The sequence below is a fragment of the Salinibacterium sp. ZJ70 genome (assembly GCF_011751865.2).
Taxonomy (GTDB): Bacteria; Actinomycetota; Actinomycetes; order Actinomycetales; family Microbacteriaceae; genus Homoserinibacter.
Genome location: NZ_CP061770.1, coordinates 1,436,651 through 1,452,042, shown reverse-complemented (window position 1 = coordinate 1,452,042; position 15,392 = coordinate 1,436,651). Strand labels below are relative to the sequence as shown.

The following is a 15,392-nucleotide window of genomic DNA, read 5'->3' as shown; positions in this document are numbered from 1 at the left end:
ACCTCGCCTATACTGAACCACGGCCATCTGGCCGACCCGAAAGGCTACCCATGGACGTTCTCTGGTCGATCGTGCAGGTCGCATTCCAGATCCTGCTCGGCATCACCAGCCTCTTGCTGACGCTGATGATCCTGCTTCACAAGGGACGCGGCGGCGGCCTCTCGGACATGTTCGGCGGAGGAGTGACCTCGAACCTCGGTGCGTCCGGAGTTGCCGAGCGCAACCTCAACCGCATCACCGTCGCGTTGGGCCTCACCTGGTTCTTCTCGATCGTGGTGCTCGGACTTCTCACCAAGTTCGGCGTCGGCGCGTAGTCGCGCCACCTCCCACCACCACTCGAGGAGACAATATGGCATCGGGCGGCAGCGCCATTCGCGGCTCGCGCGTTGGTTCAGGCCCCATGGGGGAGCAGGACCGCGGATACCACGCGGACCGCATTGCTGTCTCGTACTGGGACGCTCAGGGCAACGAGACCGTTCGGCATTTCGCGGCGACTCTCGCTGCGGAGGAGATCCCTGAGATCATCGACAGCCCCGCGACCGGCCTTCCCGCCGGTCGCGACAAGGACAACCCTCCGCAGCTCCAGAAGACGGAGCCGTACAAGACGCACCTCGCGTATGTGAAGGAGCGCCGCACCGAGGGTGAGGCGACGCAGATCCTCGACGACGCGCTCCAGCAGCTTCGTGAGCGTCGCGGCAGCGTCTCGAGCTGATCGATTCGGATACGACGAAGGCCCCGCCTGATTCAGGCGGGGCCTTCGTCGTACGTGGGGTCAGCTCTGCACGTCGTGCGCAGCCGTCCAGAAGCGTTCGCGAACGAGCAGGTTCTCCGGAACCTCGGATGCCGCGTCACGGTCGACGAAGAAGACGGTGCGCTTGCGGCCCTCGACGCCAGCAGCGGGGACGTCGTGGGGGTTCGCGTCGGCGAGCGTGAGTCCGAGTGCGCCTGCCTTGTCGGCGCCCGCCATCACCAGCCAGATGCGCTCCGAGCTGTTGAGCACCCCCAGCGTGAGTGTGAGGCGCGCGGGCGGGGGCTTCGGGGAGTTGGTCTCAGCGAGCACGATGCTCGTGGTGTCGCGCACCGCATCGTGATCGGGGAAGAGCGACGCGACGTGGCCGTCGGGTCCGACGCCGAGGAACGTCACGTCGAAGACGGGATGCGTCGCGCCCTCTGGGGCTGCCGCCGCGAGCTCTGCGGCGTATGCGGATGCGGCCGCCTCGATGCTCTCGTGTTCGCCGAGCGCAGGGAACGCCTTGATCTGCGAGGGGTCGAGGCTGAGCGCGTCGAGCAGTGCGCGGCGTGCCTGCGTCTCGTTGCGGTCAGCGTCGCCGCTCGGGAGGTAGCGCTCGTCGCCCCACCAGAAGGTGACGCGCGACCAGTCGATGCGCTCGCGGTCATCCGACTCGCGGACCGCGGTGAGAACGGCCTCGCCCATCGTGCCGCCCGTGAGGACCACATGCGCATGACCCTTCGCTTCCAGCACCTTGCGGATGCGCTTGATGAAGCGCGCCGCAACGGCGGTGGCGAGGGTGGGCTTGTCCTCGTATACCCGGACGCGACGCTGGGTCACGGTCACTTCCTTTCGGTCCCGGCGCCGGTCGCCGCGGCCAGCAGCGGCAGCCCCTTCTGAATCACCTCACCATAGAGGTCATCAGGGTCGAGCCTACGCAATTCCTCTGCAAGGCAGTCGCGCAGGCTGCGGCGCGGAAGCGAGATGTCGTGCGTCGGCTGGCCCGGCTGCTGCAGCGTGGCAATGCCCGGCGCGTTGCGCTCGAGCTCGATCGCGCCTGTCGGACGCTCGAGGGTGACGCCGTGGATTCCGCTCGAACCGCGGTCGGCCGTGACCTCGAGCGTCACCGGCACCTGCAGCTGCAGAGACAGCCACGCCGCGAGCAGCTCGGTCGAGGGGGAGTCGGCCGCGCCGCGCACGGTCACGGCGGTGACAGGGCTGTACGGGGGCTGGTCGAGCACAGCGGCGAGCTGCGCGCGCCACAGCGTGAGGCGGGTCCACGCGAAGTCGGTGTCGCCCGGCCGGTAGCGGTCGCCGAGCGCAACGAGCGTGCGCACGGGGTCGTCCTGCGTGCCCGCGTCGGTGATCCGGCGCTGCGCGATGCGGCCGAGCGCGGAGTCAGCGGGGGAGTCCGGAGCGGTGCGCGGCCACCACACGACCACCGGAGCGTCGGGAAGCAGGAGGCTCGTGACGAGCCCTTCCTCATCCGAAGCGGCGGCGCCGTACACGCGCAGCACGATGACCTCACTCGCGCCCGCGTCGCCGCCGACGCGGATCTGCCCATCGAGACGGGCCTCCTCGCCAGAGCGGTCGCGGTTGCGGGAGAGCACGATGACGCGCATCGGGTGCTCGCGCGAGGCGTCATTGGCGGCCTCGATGACCTCCTCCTCCTCGCCCAGGGGCGTCGCGATGACGAGGGTGAGCACGCGGCCGAGGGCGACGGCGCCGCCCTCTTCGCGGATCTTGACGAGCGCCTTGGACAGCGCGCTCGTCGTGGTGTCGGGCAGATCGACGATCATGACTGGTTCTCTCCGGATCAGGGTCGACGCCAGGAGCGTCCGTCGCGAGCGAGCAGCTCGTCGGCGGATGCGGGACCCCAGGTGCCGGGCTTGTACTGCTCAAGGGGGCCGCCGATGCTCTCCCAGTACTCCTCGATGGGGTCGAGGATCTTCCAGCTGAGCTCGACCTCCTCGTGGCGGGGGAAGAGCGGCGGGTCGCCGAGCAGCACGTCGAGGATGAGACGCTCGTAGGCCTCGGGGCTCGCCTCGGTGAAGGCGTGACCGTATCCGAAGTCCATCGTGACATCGCGCACCTGCATGCCGGCGCCTGGCACCTTCGATCCGAAGCGGATCGTGACGCCCTCGTCGGGCTGCACGCGGATGACGAGCGCGTTCTGGCCGAGGGCGGAGGTCTGCGACTCCTCGAACAGATACTGCGGCGCGCGCTTGAACACGACCGCGATCTCCGTGACACGGCGTCCGAGACGCTTGCCCGCACGCAGATAGAACGGCACACCGGCCCAGCGGCGGGTGTTGATCTCGAGCTTCAGCGCCGCGTAGGTCTCGGTGACCGACTGCGGGTTCATGCCGTCCTCGTCGAGGAAGCCGGGAACGTACTCGCCGCCCTGCCATCCGCTCGAGTACTGTCCGCGCGCAGTCGCCGTGGACAGGTCCTCGGGCAGCTTGACCGCCGAGAGCACCTTCTCCTTCTCGGCGCGCAGGTGCGACGCGTCGAAGGACACCGGCTCCTCCATCGCCGTGAGGGCGAGAAGCTGCAGGAGGTGGTTCTGAATGACGTCGCGTGCCGCGCCGATGCCGTCGTAGTAGCCGGCGCGACCGCCGACACCGATGTCCTCGGCCATCGTGATCTGCACGTGGTCGACGTGGTTGGCGTTCCAGAGGGGTTCGTAGAGCTGGTTCGCGAAGCGGATCGCGAGGATGTTCTGAACCGTCTCCTTGCCGAGGTAGTGGTCGATGCGGAACACGCTGTCGGGCGGGAACACGGACTCGACGACCGCGTTCAGCTCACGCGCCGTCTGCAGGTTGTGGCCGAACGGCTTCTCGATGACGACGCGGCTCCAACGGCCATCCACCTGCTCGGCGAGACCGGAACGACGCAGCTGCTCGGTGACGAGCGGGAACGACTTCGGCGGGATCGACAGGTAGAAGGCGTGGTTGCCCATCGTGCCGCGGTTCGCGTCGAGTTCGGCGAGGGTCTCCTTGAGACGGTCGAACGCCGAGTCGTCGTCGAATTCGCCCTGCACGAAGCGGATGCCCTGCGCGAGCTGACGCCACACGTCCTCGTCGAAGGGGGTGCGCGCGTACTTCTTGACCGCGTCGTGCACCTCCTTCTCGAAGTCCTGGTGGGCCCATTCGCGACGCGCGAAGCCGACGAGCGCGAAGCCCGGCGGCAGCAGGCCGCGGTTCGCGAGGTCGTAGACCGCGGGCATGAGCTTCTTGCGCGACAGATCCCCGGTGACGCCGAAGATCACGAGGCTGGACGGGCCGGCGATGCGGTTGAGTCGCCGGTCCGCCGCCACGCGGAGGGGGTTGCTCCCCGCGCTGATCTCGACGGTCATCGCGTTGCGAGCTCGCGCAGTCGGGTGCCGTCGGCGCGGACGTCGCCGAGCGTGAGGCTCAGCACGGGGCGGCCCAGACCCGCGAGAACATTCGCGTCGCCTGCCGCCTGTGCCTGGATGAGCTGACCGAAGGTGAACGGTCGGCCAGGGATCTCGAGATCCTCGGGGCTGTCGCCGAGCAGCTGCAGGAACACGCCCACCGCGGGACCGCCCTTGTGGAACTGACCGGTCGAGTGCAGGAATCGCGGGCCCCAACCGAAGGTCACCGGGCGACCGGTGCGCGCAGCGAGCGCCGCGCGCAGCTCTTCGAGCTCCGGGTAGGCGATGCGGTCGAGGTAGGCCTGGATCGAGATGTAGCCGTCTGCCGGGAGGGCGGCGAGGAGCGCGTCGAGGGCGCCCTCGACCGTCTCGACACCCGCGAGGTCGAGCTGCTGGGCGCGCACGGCGATCCCACCCTCGGTGAAGAGCGGCGCAGCGGGCGGCTGCAGGTCGTCGATGAGCGCACGAGCGGCGGTCTTCGCCGACTCGACGTCGGGCTGGTCGAACGGGTTGATGCCGAGCAGGCGGCCCGCGACAGCGGTCGCGTACTCCCAGACGAGGAGCTGCGCGCCGAGCGTGCCGGCGATCTCCACCTCGCCCGGGTTCACCTCGTGGGTGGCGCGCGCATTGCGCACGATGCGCACCACCTGGAGGTCCTCGAGTCCAGCCGAGAGCTCGGGGGCGTCCTTCTCGAGGACGACGGGGAGCACACCGGTGCCGTGCTTGCCGGTCGACTCTGCGATGAGCTGCTCCGCCCAGTCGCCGAAGCCCACGATGTGGGTGCCGTCGGAGACGATGCCGAGCTTGTTCTTGAGGGGCTTCGTGCCGGCGATGATGGCGCCCAGAACGAGTCCGGGGTTCGTCGGCTGGTCGAGTGCGAGCTCGACCGAGACCGCCTCGGCCTCATCGAGGAGCTCGGCGATGTCGACGCCTGCGAGGCCCGACGGCACGAGTCCGAAGGCCGTGAGCGCCGAGTAGCGGCCGCCGACGTTGGGGTCGGCGTTGAAGACGCGGAAGCCGTCGGCGCGTGCCGACTGGTCGAGCGGCGATCCAGGGTCGGTCACGATGACGATGCGCTCGGTCGGGTCGATCCCCGCCTGCTCGAACGCGGCGGTGAAGATGCGCTTGTGGCTGTCGGTCTCGACGGTCGAACCGGACTTCGACGAGACGACGACGGCCGTGCGGGTGAGATCGCCGTCGAGCGCGCCGCGCACCTGCTCGGGGTCGGTGGAATCGAGCACGACGAGCGGCACGCCGAACGTGCGCGTGATGACCTCGGGTGCGAGCGAGGAGCCGCCCATTCCGCCGAGCACGATGCGGTCGACGCCCTTCGCACGGAGCGCGTCGCGCAGCGCGATGATGTCGTCGACGAGCGGACGCGAGATCGCGACAGCCTCGGTCCAGCCGAGGCGGATCGCCGACTCGGCTTCTGCCTCGGGACCCCAGAGGGTCGGATCCTGGGCGGTGATCGCCCCCGCGACGCCGTCCGTCACGAGCTGCGGCACGACGCGTGCGACGGCATCGGCCGCCGCACCGGTCGCCGCGATGGTGACCGTCACTTCGCAGCCTCGAGCGCAGCGGTCACGGTGTCGAGGAGTTCGTTCCACGACACGATGAACTTCTCGACGCCCTCTCGCTCGAGGAGCGCGGTGACGTCGTCGTAGTCGACGCCCACCGCGGCGATCGCCTCGAGGACGCCCTTCGCTTCGGCGTACGAGCCGGTGACGGCGTCGCCGTGCAGGGGCGCGTGGTCGAACGTGGCCTCGAGGGTCTTCTCCGGCATCGTGTTGACGACGCCGTCGACGGCGAGCTCGGTCACGTAGAGCGTGTCGGGGAGCGACGGGTCCTTGACGCCGGTGGACGCCCAGAGGGGACGCTGCTTGTGGGCGCCGGCGGCGAGAAGCGCCTGTGCGCGCTCGGTGGCGAATTCGTTCTCGAACAGCTCGTAGGCGAGCTGCGCGTTGGCGATGCCCGCCTTCGACTTGAGCGCGAGAGCCTCCTCGCTGCCGATCGCCTCGAGACGCTTGTCGATCTCGCTGTCGACGCGCGACACGAAGAACGACGCGACCGAGTGGATGGTCGAGAGGTCGATGCCTGCGGCCTGCGCCTTCTCGAGTCCGGCGAGGTAGGCGTCGATGACGGCGCGGTGACGCTCGAGGCTGAAGATGAGGGTCACGTTGACGCTGATGCCCGCACCGATGACCTCCGTGATGGCCTCGAGGCCCTCGATGGTCGCGGGGATCTTGATCATCGCGTTGGGGCGGTCGAGCTTGGCCCACAGCTCCTTGGCCTGCGCGATCGTACCGGCGGCGTCGCGCGCGAGGCCCGGCTCGACCTCGATCGACACGCGACCGTCGACTCCGCCCGTGGCGTCGTAGATGCCGCGGAAGATGTCGGAGGCCGACGCCACGTCATCCGTGGTGATGTCGAAGACGGCCTCGGTGACGGTCGCGCCCGATGCGGCGAGCTTCGCGACCTGCGCGTCGTACGCCTCGCCCTTGGCGAGAGCGGACGCGAAGATCGTGGGGTTGGTGGTGACGCCGACGACGTTGCGTTCGGCGATGAGCTTCTCGAGCCCTCCCGACGCGATGCGCTCGCGCGACAGGTCGTCGAGCCAGATGCTGACGCCGATGTCGGAGAGCTGCTGGGTGGGGGTGGGGGTGGTCTCAGTCATGTTCTCGAATCTTCTTCCGTGTATCGGATCTCAGGAGGCGGCGGCGATCGAGTCCTTGGCGGCCTGGACGACTGCCTCGGTGGTGATTCCGAACTCGCGGTAGAGGGTCTTGTAGTCGGCCGAGGCGCCGAAGTGCTCGATCGAGACCGAGCGGCCGTGCGCCCCGAGGTAGGGCGCCCAGGTGAGCGCGAGACCGGCCTCGACCGAGACGCGGGCCGTGACCGCCGCGGGGAGGACCGACTCGCGGTACTCGGCGTCCTGCTCGGCGAACCACTCCTGGCTCGGCACCGAGACGACGCGTGCCGCGATGCCTTCGGCCTGGAGGTTCTCGCGCGCCTCGAGGGCGAACTGCACCTCGGAGCCCGTCGCGATGAGGATGACGTCGGGGTTGCCTCCGGCTGCCTCCGCGAGAACGTACGCGCCGCGCGCGACGTTCGAGGCGGATGCGAGCGTGTCGCCCTCCGCAGCGCCCTCGCCGCGCGCGAACACGGGGAGGTTCTGACGGCTGAGCGCGATGCCCGCGGGGGTCTCGCGACGCTCGAGGATCGTCTTCCACGCCCAGGCGACCTCGTTGGCGTCCGCGGGGCGGACGATGTCGAGACCGGGGATGGCGCGCAGCGTCGTGAGCTGCTCGATCGGCTGGTGAGTGGGGCCGTCCTCGCCGAGCGCGACCGAGTCGTGCGTCCAGACGAAGATCGACGGAACCTTCATGAGCGCGGCGAGACGGACTGCCGGACGCATGTAGTCGCTGAAGATGAGGAACGTGCCACCGTAGGCGCGCGTCTTGCCGTGCAGGACGATGCCGTTGATGATCGCGCCCATGGCGTGCTCGCGGATGCCGAAGTGGAGCGTGCGGCCGTACGGGTTGCCGGTCCACTCGTGCGTCGACCACTCCGACGGGATGAACGACTGCGCGCCCGCGATGGTGGTCAGGTTCGACTCGGCGAGGTCCGCCGATCCGCCCCACAGCTCGGGCATGACGGCGCCGACGGCGCCGAGGACCTTGCCGGATGCGGCGCGCGTCGAGACATCGGTTCCCGCCTCGAAGACGGGGAGCGCGTCGTCGAGCCCCGCGGGCAGCTCGCCCGACTCGATCCGATCGAAGAGCGCCTTCTTCTCGGGGTTGGCGGCGGCCCAGGCGTCGAAGCCCTTCTGCCACTCGGCGTGGATGGCCCGGCCGCGTTCGACGGCCTTGCGGGTGTGGGCGATGACCTCATCCGCGACCTCGAAGGTCTTCTCGGGGTCGAAGCCGAGCACCTGCTTGAGGCCCGCGAGCTCCTCGGCACCGAGAGCGGAGCCGTGGATCTTTCCGGTGTTCTGCTTCTTGGGGCTCGGGTAGCCGATGATCGTCTTGAGGATGATGAGGCTCGGCTTGCCGCGCTCCGCCTGGGCGGCGAGGATCGCGTCGTAGAGCTCGTGGACGTCCTCGACGTACTCGCCCGACTTCTTCCAGTCGACCGTGAGCACCTGCCAGCCGTACGCCTCGTAGCGCGCGGCGACATCCTCGGTGAACGCGATGTCGGTGTCGTCCTCGATCGAGATCTTGTTCGAGTCGTAGATGGCGATCAGGTTGCCGAGCTGCTGGTGGCCGGCGAGCGACGATGCCTCGGCGCTCACACCCTCCTGCAGGTCGCCGTCGCCCGCGATGACGTAGGTGAAGTGGTCGAAGGGGCTCGCGAGGTCAGCGGCGTCCGGGTCGAACAGGCCGCGCTCGAAGCGCTGCGCGTAGGCGAAGCCGACGGCGGAGGAGATGCCCTGGCCGAGCGGGCCGGTCGTGATCTCGACGCCGTCGGTGTGGCCGTACTCAGGGTGGCCGGGGGTCTTGGAGCCCCACGTGCGCAGCGACTTGATGTCGTCGAGCTCGAGTCCGTAACCGCCCAGGTAGAGCTGCACGTACTGCGTGAGCGAGCTGTGTCCGGCGGACAGGATGAAGCGGTCCCGGCCGATCCAGTGGGTGTCGCTCGGGTCGTGGCGCATGACCTTCTGGAACAGGAGGTATGCGGCGGGCGCGAGGCTCATCGCCGTTCCGGGGTGGCCGTTGCCGACCTTCTCCACGGCGTCTGCCGCGAGAACTCGGGCCGTGTCCACGGCCTTGTCGTCAAGCGCGTCCCAATTGAGTGCTGCCACTGAAATGTCGACCTTTCGGATGCGGGGCAGTCTGGGCGCCCCGAGGTGGTGTCCGCTCGCCGAATCGGACTTCGACGGCGCACCGCGCACGACCGCACCATCGGGGGAGAAGATGAGGTTCACGCGCACGGACGGCGAGCACCTCCGAGCATAGCGAGTGAGCCATGCAGACGCCGGAACCCGCGTCACGGCGGTACTTCAGGATCGCGCGACATAGACTTGTGCGAGCCCAGTGATCCGAGGAGCTATGCACCCTTCCGCCCAGAGCGCCCCCGTCGCGGAGTCGACCGTTCCCCCTGAAGGCGCCGTTTCTGCTGCGCCCGTCGGCACGATGACGCTCGGTCGCAAGATCAAGGCGTACGTGGCGCTCACCAAGCCCCGCGTGATCGAGCTCCTCCTCGTCACCACCGCACCCGTCATGGTTCTCGCCGCAGGCGGCGAGCTCGACCTGCACTTCCTGGGTCTCGTGATCGCGACGCTCATCGGCGGCAGCCTCTCCGCCGCCAGCGCTGGCGTCTTCAACTGCTACATCGACCGCGACATCGACGCGGTCATGAAGCGCACGAGCAACCGCCCCCTCGTCACGGGCGAGGTGTCGCCTCGTGAGGCTCTCGTCTTCGGATGGATCATCGGCATCCTGTCGATCGCGATCCTCTGGGTGTTCACCACCCCGCTCGCCGCGGCGCTCTCGCTCGCCGCGATCCTGCTGTACGTCGTTCTCTACTCGCTCATCCTGAAGCGCCGCACCCCGCAGAACATCGTGTGGGGCGGCGTCGCCGGCTGCATGCCGGTGCTGATCGGCTGGGCCGCTGTGACGGGCACGCTGTCGTGGGTCCCCGTGATCCTCTTCGGCATCGTGTTCCTGTGGACGCCTCCGCACTACTGGCCGCTGTCGATGCGCTTCCGGGACGACTACGCGGCGGCCGAGGTGCCGATGCTCGCGGTCGTGCGCGGGCGCTCGACGGTCGGGTTGCAGGTCGTTCTCTACGCGTGGGCGACGGTCGTGTGCTCGCTGCTCGTGATCCCGCTCGCACCGATGGGCATGATCTACCTGGTCCTCGCGGGGCTTGCGGGCCTCTGGTTCATCGTCGAATCGCACCGGCTCTACGCGGCCGCCATCCGCCCCGGCGAGGTCAAGCCGATGCGCGTGTTCCACGCGAGCATCACGTACCTCACGCTCGTGTTCCTCGCGGTCGGCATCGACCCGCTCGTCTACATCCCCATCACCCTCTGATCGTGGGCATGCGAACACCTCTGGGCTGGGCCGCCGAACGCTGGACGCTCGGCACCCGCGCGCTGCGCTGGGGAACCAACGCCGCGCTCGTCACGAGCATCCTCATCGTTCTCGGGGGAGTGACGGTGCGCGTCACCGGATCGGGGCTCGGCTGCCCCACGTGGCCGCTGTGCACCTCGGATTCGCTCATCGCGACACCCGAGCTCGGCATCCACGGCGCGATCGAGTTCGGCAACCGCATGGTCACCTTCCTGCTGATCTTCGCGGTCGGCTGGGCGATCGTCGCCGCGCGCCTGCAGAACCCGCGCGACCGCATGCTCACCCGCCTCGCCTGGTCGATGTTCTGGCTCGTGGTGCTGAACGCCATCGCGGGCGGCATCACGGTGCTCCTCGAGCTGAACCCCTGGACGGTCGCGACGCACTTCCTGCTCGCGATGGGCCTGCTCGCCTGTGCGACGTTCACCTGGCACCGCGCGCGCTGGACCGGCGGGCGCGGTCCGCGCCCCTCGGCTGGCTCCCGTGCGCTCTCATGGGCGCTCCTCGCCTCCACCTTCGTGCTCGTCGTCACGGGCACGCTCGTGACCGGATCCGGGCCCCACGCGGGCGATTCGAGCGACGTGCCGCGCATGGGCTTCGACTGGATCACGATCACGATCGTGCACGGCGCCGCGGCGTTCCTCGTGCTCGCATTCGTCGTCGTGCTGGCCTTCCGCCTCCGCACGGAGGCGGGTGGCGAGCTCGCCCTCACGCGCATCGGGTTCTTCCTCGTCGCGCTTCTCGCGCAGATGGCGCTCGGGGTCGTGCAGTCGCTCATCGGCATCCCGGAGCTGCTCGTGGCGGCCCACGTGGTGCTCGGCGCGATGGTCTGGGTCGGCGCGCTCCGCGTCGTCCTCGACACGGATCCTCAGCTCTTCGCCGTGCGCGATTCTCACCTCGACATCACCGAGCCGCGAACCCTCGTGCGTACCGGTGAGTGAGGGCCTGAGCCTGTAAGATTGGCGTTTGGATGCGCGAACGCGCTCCGCGGGATCGAATCGCCTCACGGCGGCCCGCGAACTGCATCCGCACCCGCAATACCGACACGAACGTGATGGTTCGCTTCGGTGGAAGAGAGGTAGCCCACATGTCAGACGTGCTCATCGACCGTCCGGAGCTCGAGGGCCTCGGACAGTACGAATTCGGCTGGTCCGATCCTGACGCGGCGGGAGCTTCCGCTCGCCGCGGCATCAACCCCGAGGTCGTCACCGACATCTCGGCACTGAAGAACGAGCCCGAGTGGATGCTCAAGACGCGCCTCAAGGCGCTGCAGCTCTTCGAGAAGAAGCCGATGCCCACGTGGGGCGCCGACCTCTCCGGCATCGACTTCGACAACATCAAGTACTTCGTGCGCTCCACCGAGAAGCAGGCCCAGTCGTGGGAGGACCTTCCGGAGGACATCAAGAACACGTACGAGAAGCTCGGCATCCCGGAGGCGGAGCGTCAGCGTCTCGTCGCGGGTGTCGCCGCGCAGTACGAGTCCGAGGTCGTCTACCACCAGATCCGCGAGGACCTGGAAGCTCAGGGCGTCATCTTCATGGACACCGACACGGCGCTGCGTGAGCACCCCGAGTTCTTCCAGGAGTACTTCGGCACCGTCATCCCCTCGGGCGACAACAAGTTCGCGGCGCTCAACACCGCGGTGTGGTCGGGCGGCTCGTTCGTCTACGTGCCCAAGGGCGTCCGCGTCGAGATCCCGCTGCAGGCCTACTTCCGCATCAACACGGAGAACATGGGCCAGTTCGAGCGCACGCTGATCATCGCCGACGAAGACTCGTACGTTCACTACATCGAGGGCTGCACCGCGCCGATCTACAAGTCGGACTCGCTGCACTCGGCTGTCGTCGAGATCATCGTGAAGAAGGGCGCCCGCGTGCGCTACACGACCATCCAGAACTGGTCGAACAACGTCTACAACCTCGTCACGAAGCGCGCGCGCGCCGAAGCCGGCGCCACCATGGAGTGGATCGACGGCAACATCGGCTCCAAGGTGACGATGAAGTACCCCTCGATCTTCCTCGTGGGCGAGCACGCGAAGGGCGAGACGCTCTCGGTCGCGTTCGCGGGTCCCGGTCAGCACCAGGATGCCGGCGCGAAGATGATCCACATGGCTCCGTACACGACGAGCTCGATCGTGTCGAAGTCGATCGCGCGTGGCGGCGGCCGCGCGGGATACCGCGGCGAGGTGCGGGTGGACGCGAATGCGCACCACTCCGCCAACACGGTGCGCTGCGACGCCCTGCTCGTCGACACGATCTCGCGCTCGGACACCTACCCGGCGATCGACATCCGCGTCGATGACGTGCAGCTCGGGCACGAGGCCACGGTCTCGCGCGTGAGCGAGGAGCAGCTCTTCTACCTCCAGTCGCGCGGTCTTCCCGAAGACGAAGCGATGGCGATGATCGTGCGCGGCTTCATCGAGCCGATCGCACGCGAACTGCCCATGGAATACGCACTCGAACTCAACAAGCTCATCGAGATGAGCATGGAAGGCAGCGTCGGATAGTGTCGGCCCCCGTTCAGACTGCACAGCACGGCCTGACGGAGCACTCGCACGGAGGATGGGGACTCGTCCCGGTCCAGACCCGTTCTGAGCGCTTCGCGTCGGTCGATCCGGCGGCGTTCCCCGAGGTCACCGGTCGGGAGATCGAGTGGAAGCTCACGCCTGTCGAGAAGGTGCGCCACCTCATCGACGGCGAACTCGACGGCTCGCCGTACGCGATCCTCTACCCGGAGGCCGCGGGCACGAGCGTCGAGTGGATCGACCGCACGGATGCCGTCATCGGCTCCGTCGGGGTTCCGGAGGACAAGGCGACCGCCAACGCCCGCTCGTCGTTCGAGAACGCGCTGCACATCCGTCTCGAAGGTGATGCCGAAGCGCTCACCGTGACGCGCGCCGACCTGGGCAGCACCCCGAGGGCCGCGCACACCGTGATCACGGCGACCAAGGGCTCCAGCGGTCTCATCGTGCTCGACAGCCGCGGCAGCGCGAACCTCGTCGAGAGCGTGGAGATCGACGTTCAGGACGACGCGAACGTCACGGTCGTCTCGGTGCAGGAGTGGGACGACGACGCGATCCAGCTCGCGAGCCAGTTCGCGCGCGTCGGCCGCAACGCGACCCTCAAGCACATCGTCATCTCGCTCGGCGGTTCCGTCGTACGCGTGAACCCCTCGGTGCGTCTCGCGGGGGAGGGCGCCGACGGCACGCTCCTCGGCGTCTACTTCGCCGACGCGGGCCAGCACCTCGAACAGCAGGTGTACCTGCACCATGAGGCTGCGCACACCCGCGGTCGTGTGACCTACAAGGGTGCGCTCAACGGCGAGGGTGCGCGCACCGTCTGGGTGGGCGACGTGCTCATCGGCCGCGACGCGACCGGGACCGACTCGTACGAGCAGAACCGCAACCTCGTGCTCTCGGACGGCACGCGCGCCGACTCGATCCCCAACCTCGAGATCGAGACGGGCGACATCGCGGGCGCCGGCCACGCTTCGGCGACCGGCCGCTTCGACGACGAGCACCTGTTCTACCTGCAGGCTCGCGGCATCCCCGAGGACGAGGCGCGACGCCTCGTCGTGCTCGGCTTCCTCAGCGAGATCGTGCAGCAGATCGGCGAGCCCGCTCTCGAGGCCCGCCTCATCCAGGCGCTCGAGACCGAGCTGGAGGCAGCCCGATGACCGCGCAGAAGGTGTGCGCCGTCGAGGAGCTCTCGCCGTCGACCGCGCGCCGCGTGGTGCTCGACGGGATCGCGATCTCGGTCGTGCGCGACTCCGCCGGCAACGTGCACGCCATCGGCGACACCTGCACGCACGGCGACATCTCGCTGTCCGAAGGCTTCGTCGAAGACGATGGCATCGAGTGCTGGGCGCACGGCTCGAAGTTCGAGTACGCGACCGGCAAGCCCCTGAACCTCCCGGCCTACGAGCCGGTTCCCGTCTTCGCTGTCGAGATCCTCGACGGCGACGTGTACGTCGACCCGAGCACCACGCTCGCGGTCTGAGAGAAGAGAAGAACATGTCCACTCTGGAGATCCGCGACCTCAAGGTGTCGATCGAGACCGATCAGGGCACCAAGCACATCCTCAAGGGCGTCGACCTGACGATCAACTCGGGTGAGATCCACGCCGTCATGGGCCCCAACGGCTCCGGCAAGTCGACCCTCGCGTACACGATCGCGGGCCACCCGCGCTACATCGTCGACGGCGGCTCGATCACGTTCGACGGCCAGGACGTTCTCGAGATGAGCGTCGACGAGCGTGCCCGCGTCGGTCTGTTCCTCGCGATGCAGTACCCGGTGGAGATCCCCGGCGTCACCGTCACCAACTTCCTCCGCACCGCGAAGACCGCGATCGATGGCGAAGAGCCCTCGATCCGCCACTGGGGCGGCACCGTCAAGGAGGCCATGAGCAAGCTGCGCATGGATTCGTCGTTCGCCGCGCGCAACGTCAACGAGGGCTTCTCGGGCGGCGAGAAGAAGCGTCACGAGATCCTGCAGCTGGAGCTCCTGAAGCCGAAGTTCGCCGTGCTCGACGAGACCGACTCGGGTCTCGACGTCGACGCGCTCAAGATCGTGTCGGAGGGTGTCAACCGCGCCCACGCCGAGACGGGTCTCGGCATCCTGCTCATCACGCACTACACGCGCATCCTGCGCTACATCAAGCCGGACTTCGTGCACGTGTTCGTCGACGGCAAGGTGGCGGAGGAGGGCGGCCCGGAACTCGCCGAGCGCCTCGAGAACGAGGGCTACGACCGCTACCTCGTGGCCCAGGCGTAAACGCCGCGCGCCGCGTAGCCTGAGACCATGGCTGTTTCGCTCGAAACCGAACTCTTCAACAAGGTCGAAGAGGGACTGAAGGACGTCATCGACCCCGAGCTCGGGGTCAACATCGTCGACCTCGGACTCATCTACGACCTCGCGTGGGACGAGGAGAACGATGCGCTCATCATCTCGATGACCCTCACGTCGGCGGGCTGCCCGCTGACGGATGTCATCGAGGAGCAGATCGGTCAGTCGCTCGACGGCATCGTGGAGCGCTTCCGCCTCAACTGGGTGTGGATGCCCCCGTGGGGTCCGGAGCGCATCACCGACGACGGCCGCGACATGATGCGCGCAATTGGTTTCAGCATCTGAGAGCCCGGTGGGCTCTCAGTACCAATTGCGCCGCCGACAGGCGGATCGGCTTCAGCATCTGACGAC

General features: G+C 68.2%; 15 protein-coding genes. 9 read left to right on the top strand and 6 right to left on the bottom strand.

Annotated features, from left to right (window positions below; genetic code table 11):
- Window positions 1-50: 50 nt before the first annotated feature.
- Window positions 51-314, top strand: coding sequence for a preprotein translocase subunit SecG (secG, locus tag HCR12_RS06860; protein WP_166864371.1), 264 nt, complete (start codon window positions 51-53; stop codon window positions 312-314).
- Between the two features lie 35 nt (window positions 315-349).
- Window positions 350-712, top strand: coding sequence for an RNA polymerase-binding protein RbpA (locus tag HCR12_RS06855; protein ID WP_166864368.1), 363 nt, complete (start codon window positions 350-352; stop codon window positions 710-712).
- Window positions 713-772: 60 nt separating this feature from the next.
- Here the strand turns inward: HCR12_RS06855 and pgl are convergent, their stop codons facing one another.
- The 6 genes from pgl to tkt are packed head-to-tail and all read right to left on the bottom strand — an operon-like array spanning window position 773 to window position 8,928.
- Window positions 773-1,570 carry a 6-phosphogluconolactonase gene (gene pgl, locus HCR12_RS06850; protein ID WP_166864364.1) on the bottom strand — a complete coding sequence of 266 codons (798 nt, stop codon included), beginning with the start codon at window positions 1,568-1,570 and terminating at the stop codon, window positions 773-775.
- 2 nt (window positions 1,571-1,572) lie between these two features.
- On the bottom strand, window positions 1,573-2,529 hold the full coding sequence (locus tag HCR12_RS06845; protein WP_166864361.1) for a glucose-6-phosphate dehydrogenase assembly protein OpcA: 957 nt from the start codon (window positions 2,527-2,529) through the stop codon (window positions 1,573-1,575).
- 17 nt (window positions 2,530-2,546) lie between these two features.
- The gene (gene zwf / locus HCR12_RS06840; protein WP_166864359.1) at window positions 2,547-4,088 is read right to left on the bottom strand and encodes a glucose-6-phosphate dehydrogenase; all 1,542 of its coding nucleotides are present in this window, start codon (window positions 4,086-4,088) and stop codon (window positions 2,547-2,549) included.
- Entirely contained in the window at window positions 4,085-5,686 is a 1,602-nt protein-coding gene (locus HCR12_RS06835; RefSeq protein WP_166864356.1) for a glucose-6-phosphate isomerase, read from the bottom strand. The genes zwf and HCR12_RS06835 overlap by 4 nt, the downstream gene beginning before the upstream one ends.
- On the bottom strand, window positions 5,683-6,801 hold the full coding sequence (tal, locus tag HCR12_RS06830) for a transaldolase (RefSeq protein WP_166864353.1): 1,119 nt from the start codon (window positions 6,799-6,801) through the stop codon (window positions 5,683-5,685). The genes HCR12_RS06835 and tal overlap by 4 nt, the downstream gene beginning before the upstream one ends.
- Window positions 6,802-6,831: 30 nt before the next feature.
- Window positions 6,832-8,928: a transketolase gene (gene tkt, locus HCR12_RS06825; protein ID WP_166864350.1), complete on the bottom strand. Its 2,097-nt coding sequence runs from the start codon at window positions 8,926-8,928 to the stop codon at window positions 6,832-6,834.
- Window positions 8,929-9,259: 331 nt separating this feature from the next.
- On the opposite strand from tkt, the gene HCR12_RS06820 reads away from it, so the two are divergent.
- The 7 genes from HCR12_RS06820 to HCR12_RS06790 all read left to right on the top strand — a co-directional run bounded on the left by HCR12_RS06820 (window position 9,260) and on the right by HCR12_RS06790 (window position 15,326).
- Entirely contained in the window at window positions 9,260-10,162 is a 903-nt protein-coding gene (locus HCR12_RS06820; RefSeq protein ID WP_166867207.1) for a heme o synthase, read from the top strand.
- An 8-nt stretch (window positions 10,163-10,170) separates the two neighbouring features.
- Complete coding sequence (locus tag HCR12_RS06815) at window positions 10,171-11,139, top strand: COX15/CtaA family protein (protein ID WP_166864347.1); 969 nt, start codon at window positions 10,171-10,173, stop codon at window positions 11,137-11,139.
- Between the two features lie 146 nt (window positions 11,140-11,285).
- Window positions 11,286-12,704 carry a Fe-S cluster assembly protein SufB gene (sufB, locus tag HCR12_RS06810; protein WP_166864344.1) on the top strand — a complete coding sequence of 473 codons (1,419 nt, stop codon included), beginning with the start codon at window positions 11,286-11,288 and terminating at the stop codon, window positions 12,702-12,704.
- Complete coding sequence (gene sufD, locus HCR12_RS06805) at window positions 12,704-13,873, top strand: Fe-S cluster assembly protein SufD (protein ID WP_224763299.1); 1,170 nt, start codon at window positions 12,704-12,706, stop codon at window positions 13,871-13,873. Before sufB ends, sufD begins: the two co-directional genes overlap by 1 nt.
- Window positions 13,870-14,196: a non-heme iron oxygenase ferredoxin subunit gene (locus HCR12_RS06800; protein WP_166864341.1), complete on the top strand. Its 327-nt coding sequence runs from the start codon at window positions 13,870-13,872 to the stop codon at window positions 14,194-14,196. Before sufD ends, HCR12_RS06800 begins: the two co-directional genes overlap by 4 nt.
- Before the next feature lie 14 nt (window positions 14,197-14,210).
- Window positions 14,211-14,969, top strand: coding sequence for a Fe-S cluster assembly ATPase SufC (sufC, locus tag HCR12_RS06795; RefSeq protein WP_166864338.1), 759 nt, complete (start codon window positions 14,211-14,213; stop codon window positions 14,967-14,969).
- A 27-nt stretch (window positions 14,970-14,996) separates the two neighbouring features.
- Window positions 14,997-15,326, top strand: a complete 330-nt coding sequence (locus tag HCR12_RS06790; protein WP_166864333.1) for a metal-sulfur cluster assembly factor — start codon at window positions 14,997-14,999, stop codon at window positions 15,324-15,326.
- The last annotated feature ends 66 nt before the right edge of the window (window positions 15,327-15,392 follow it).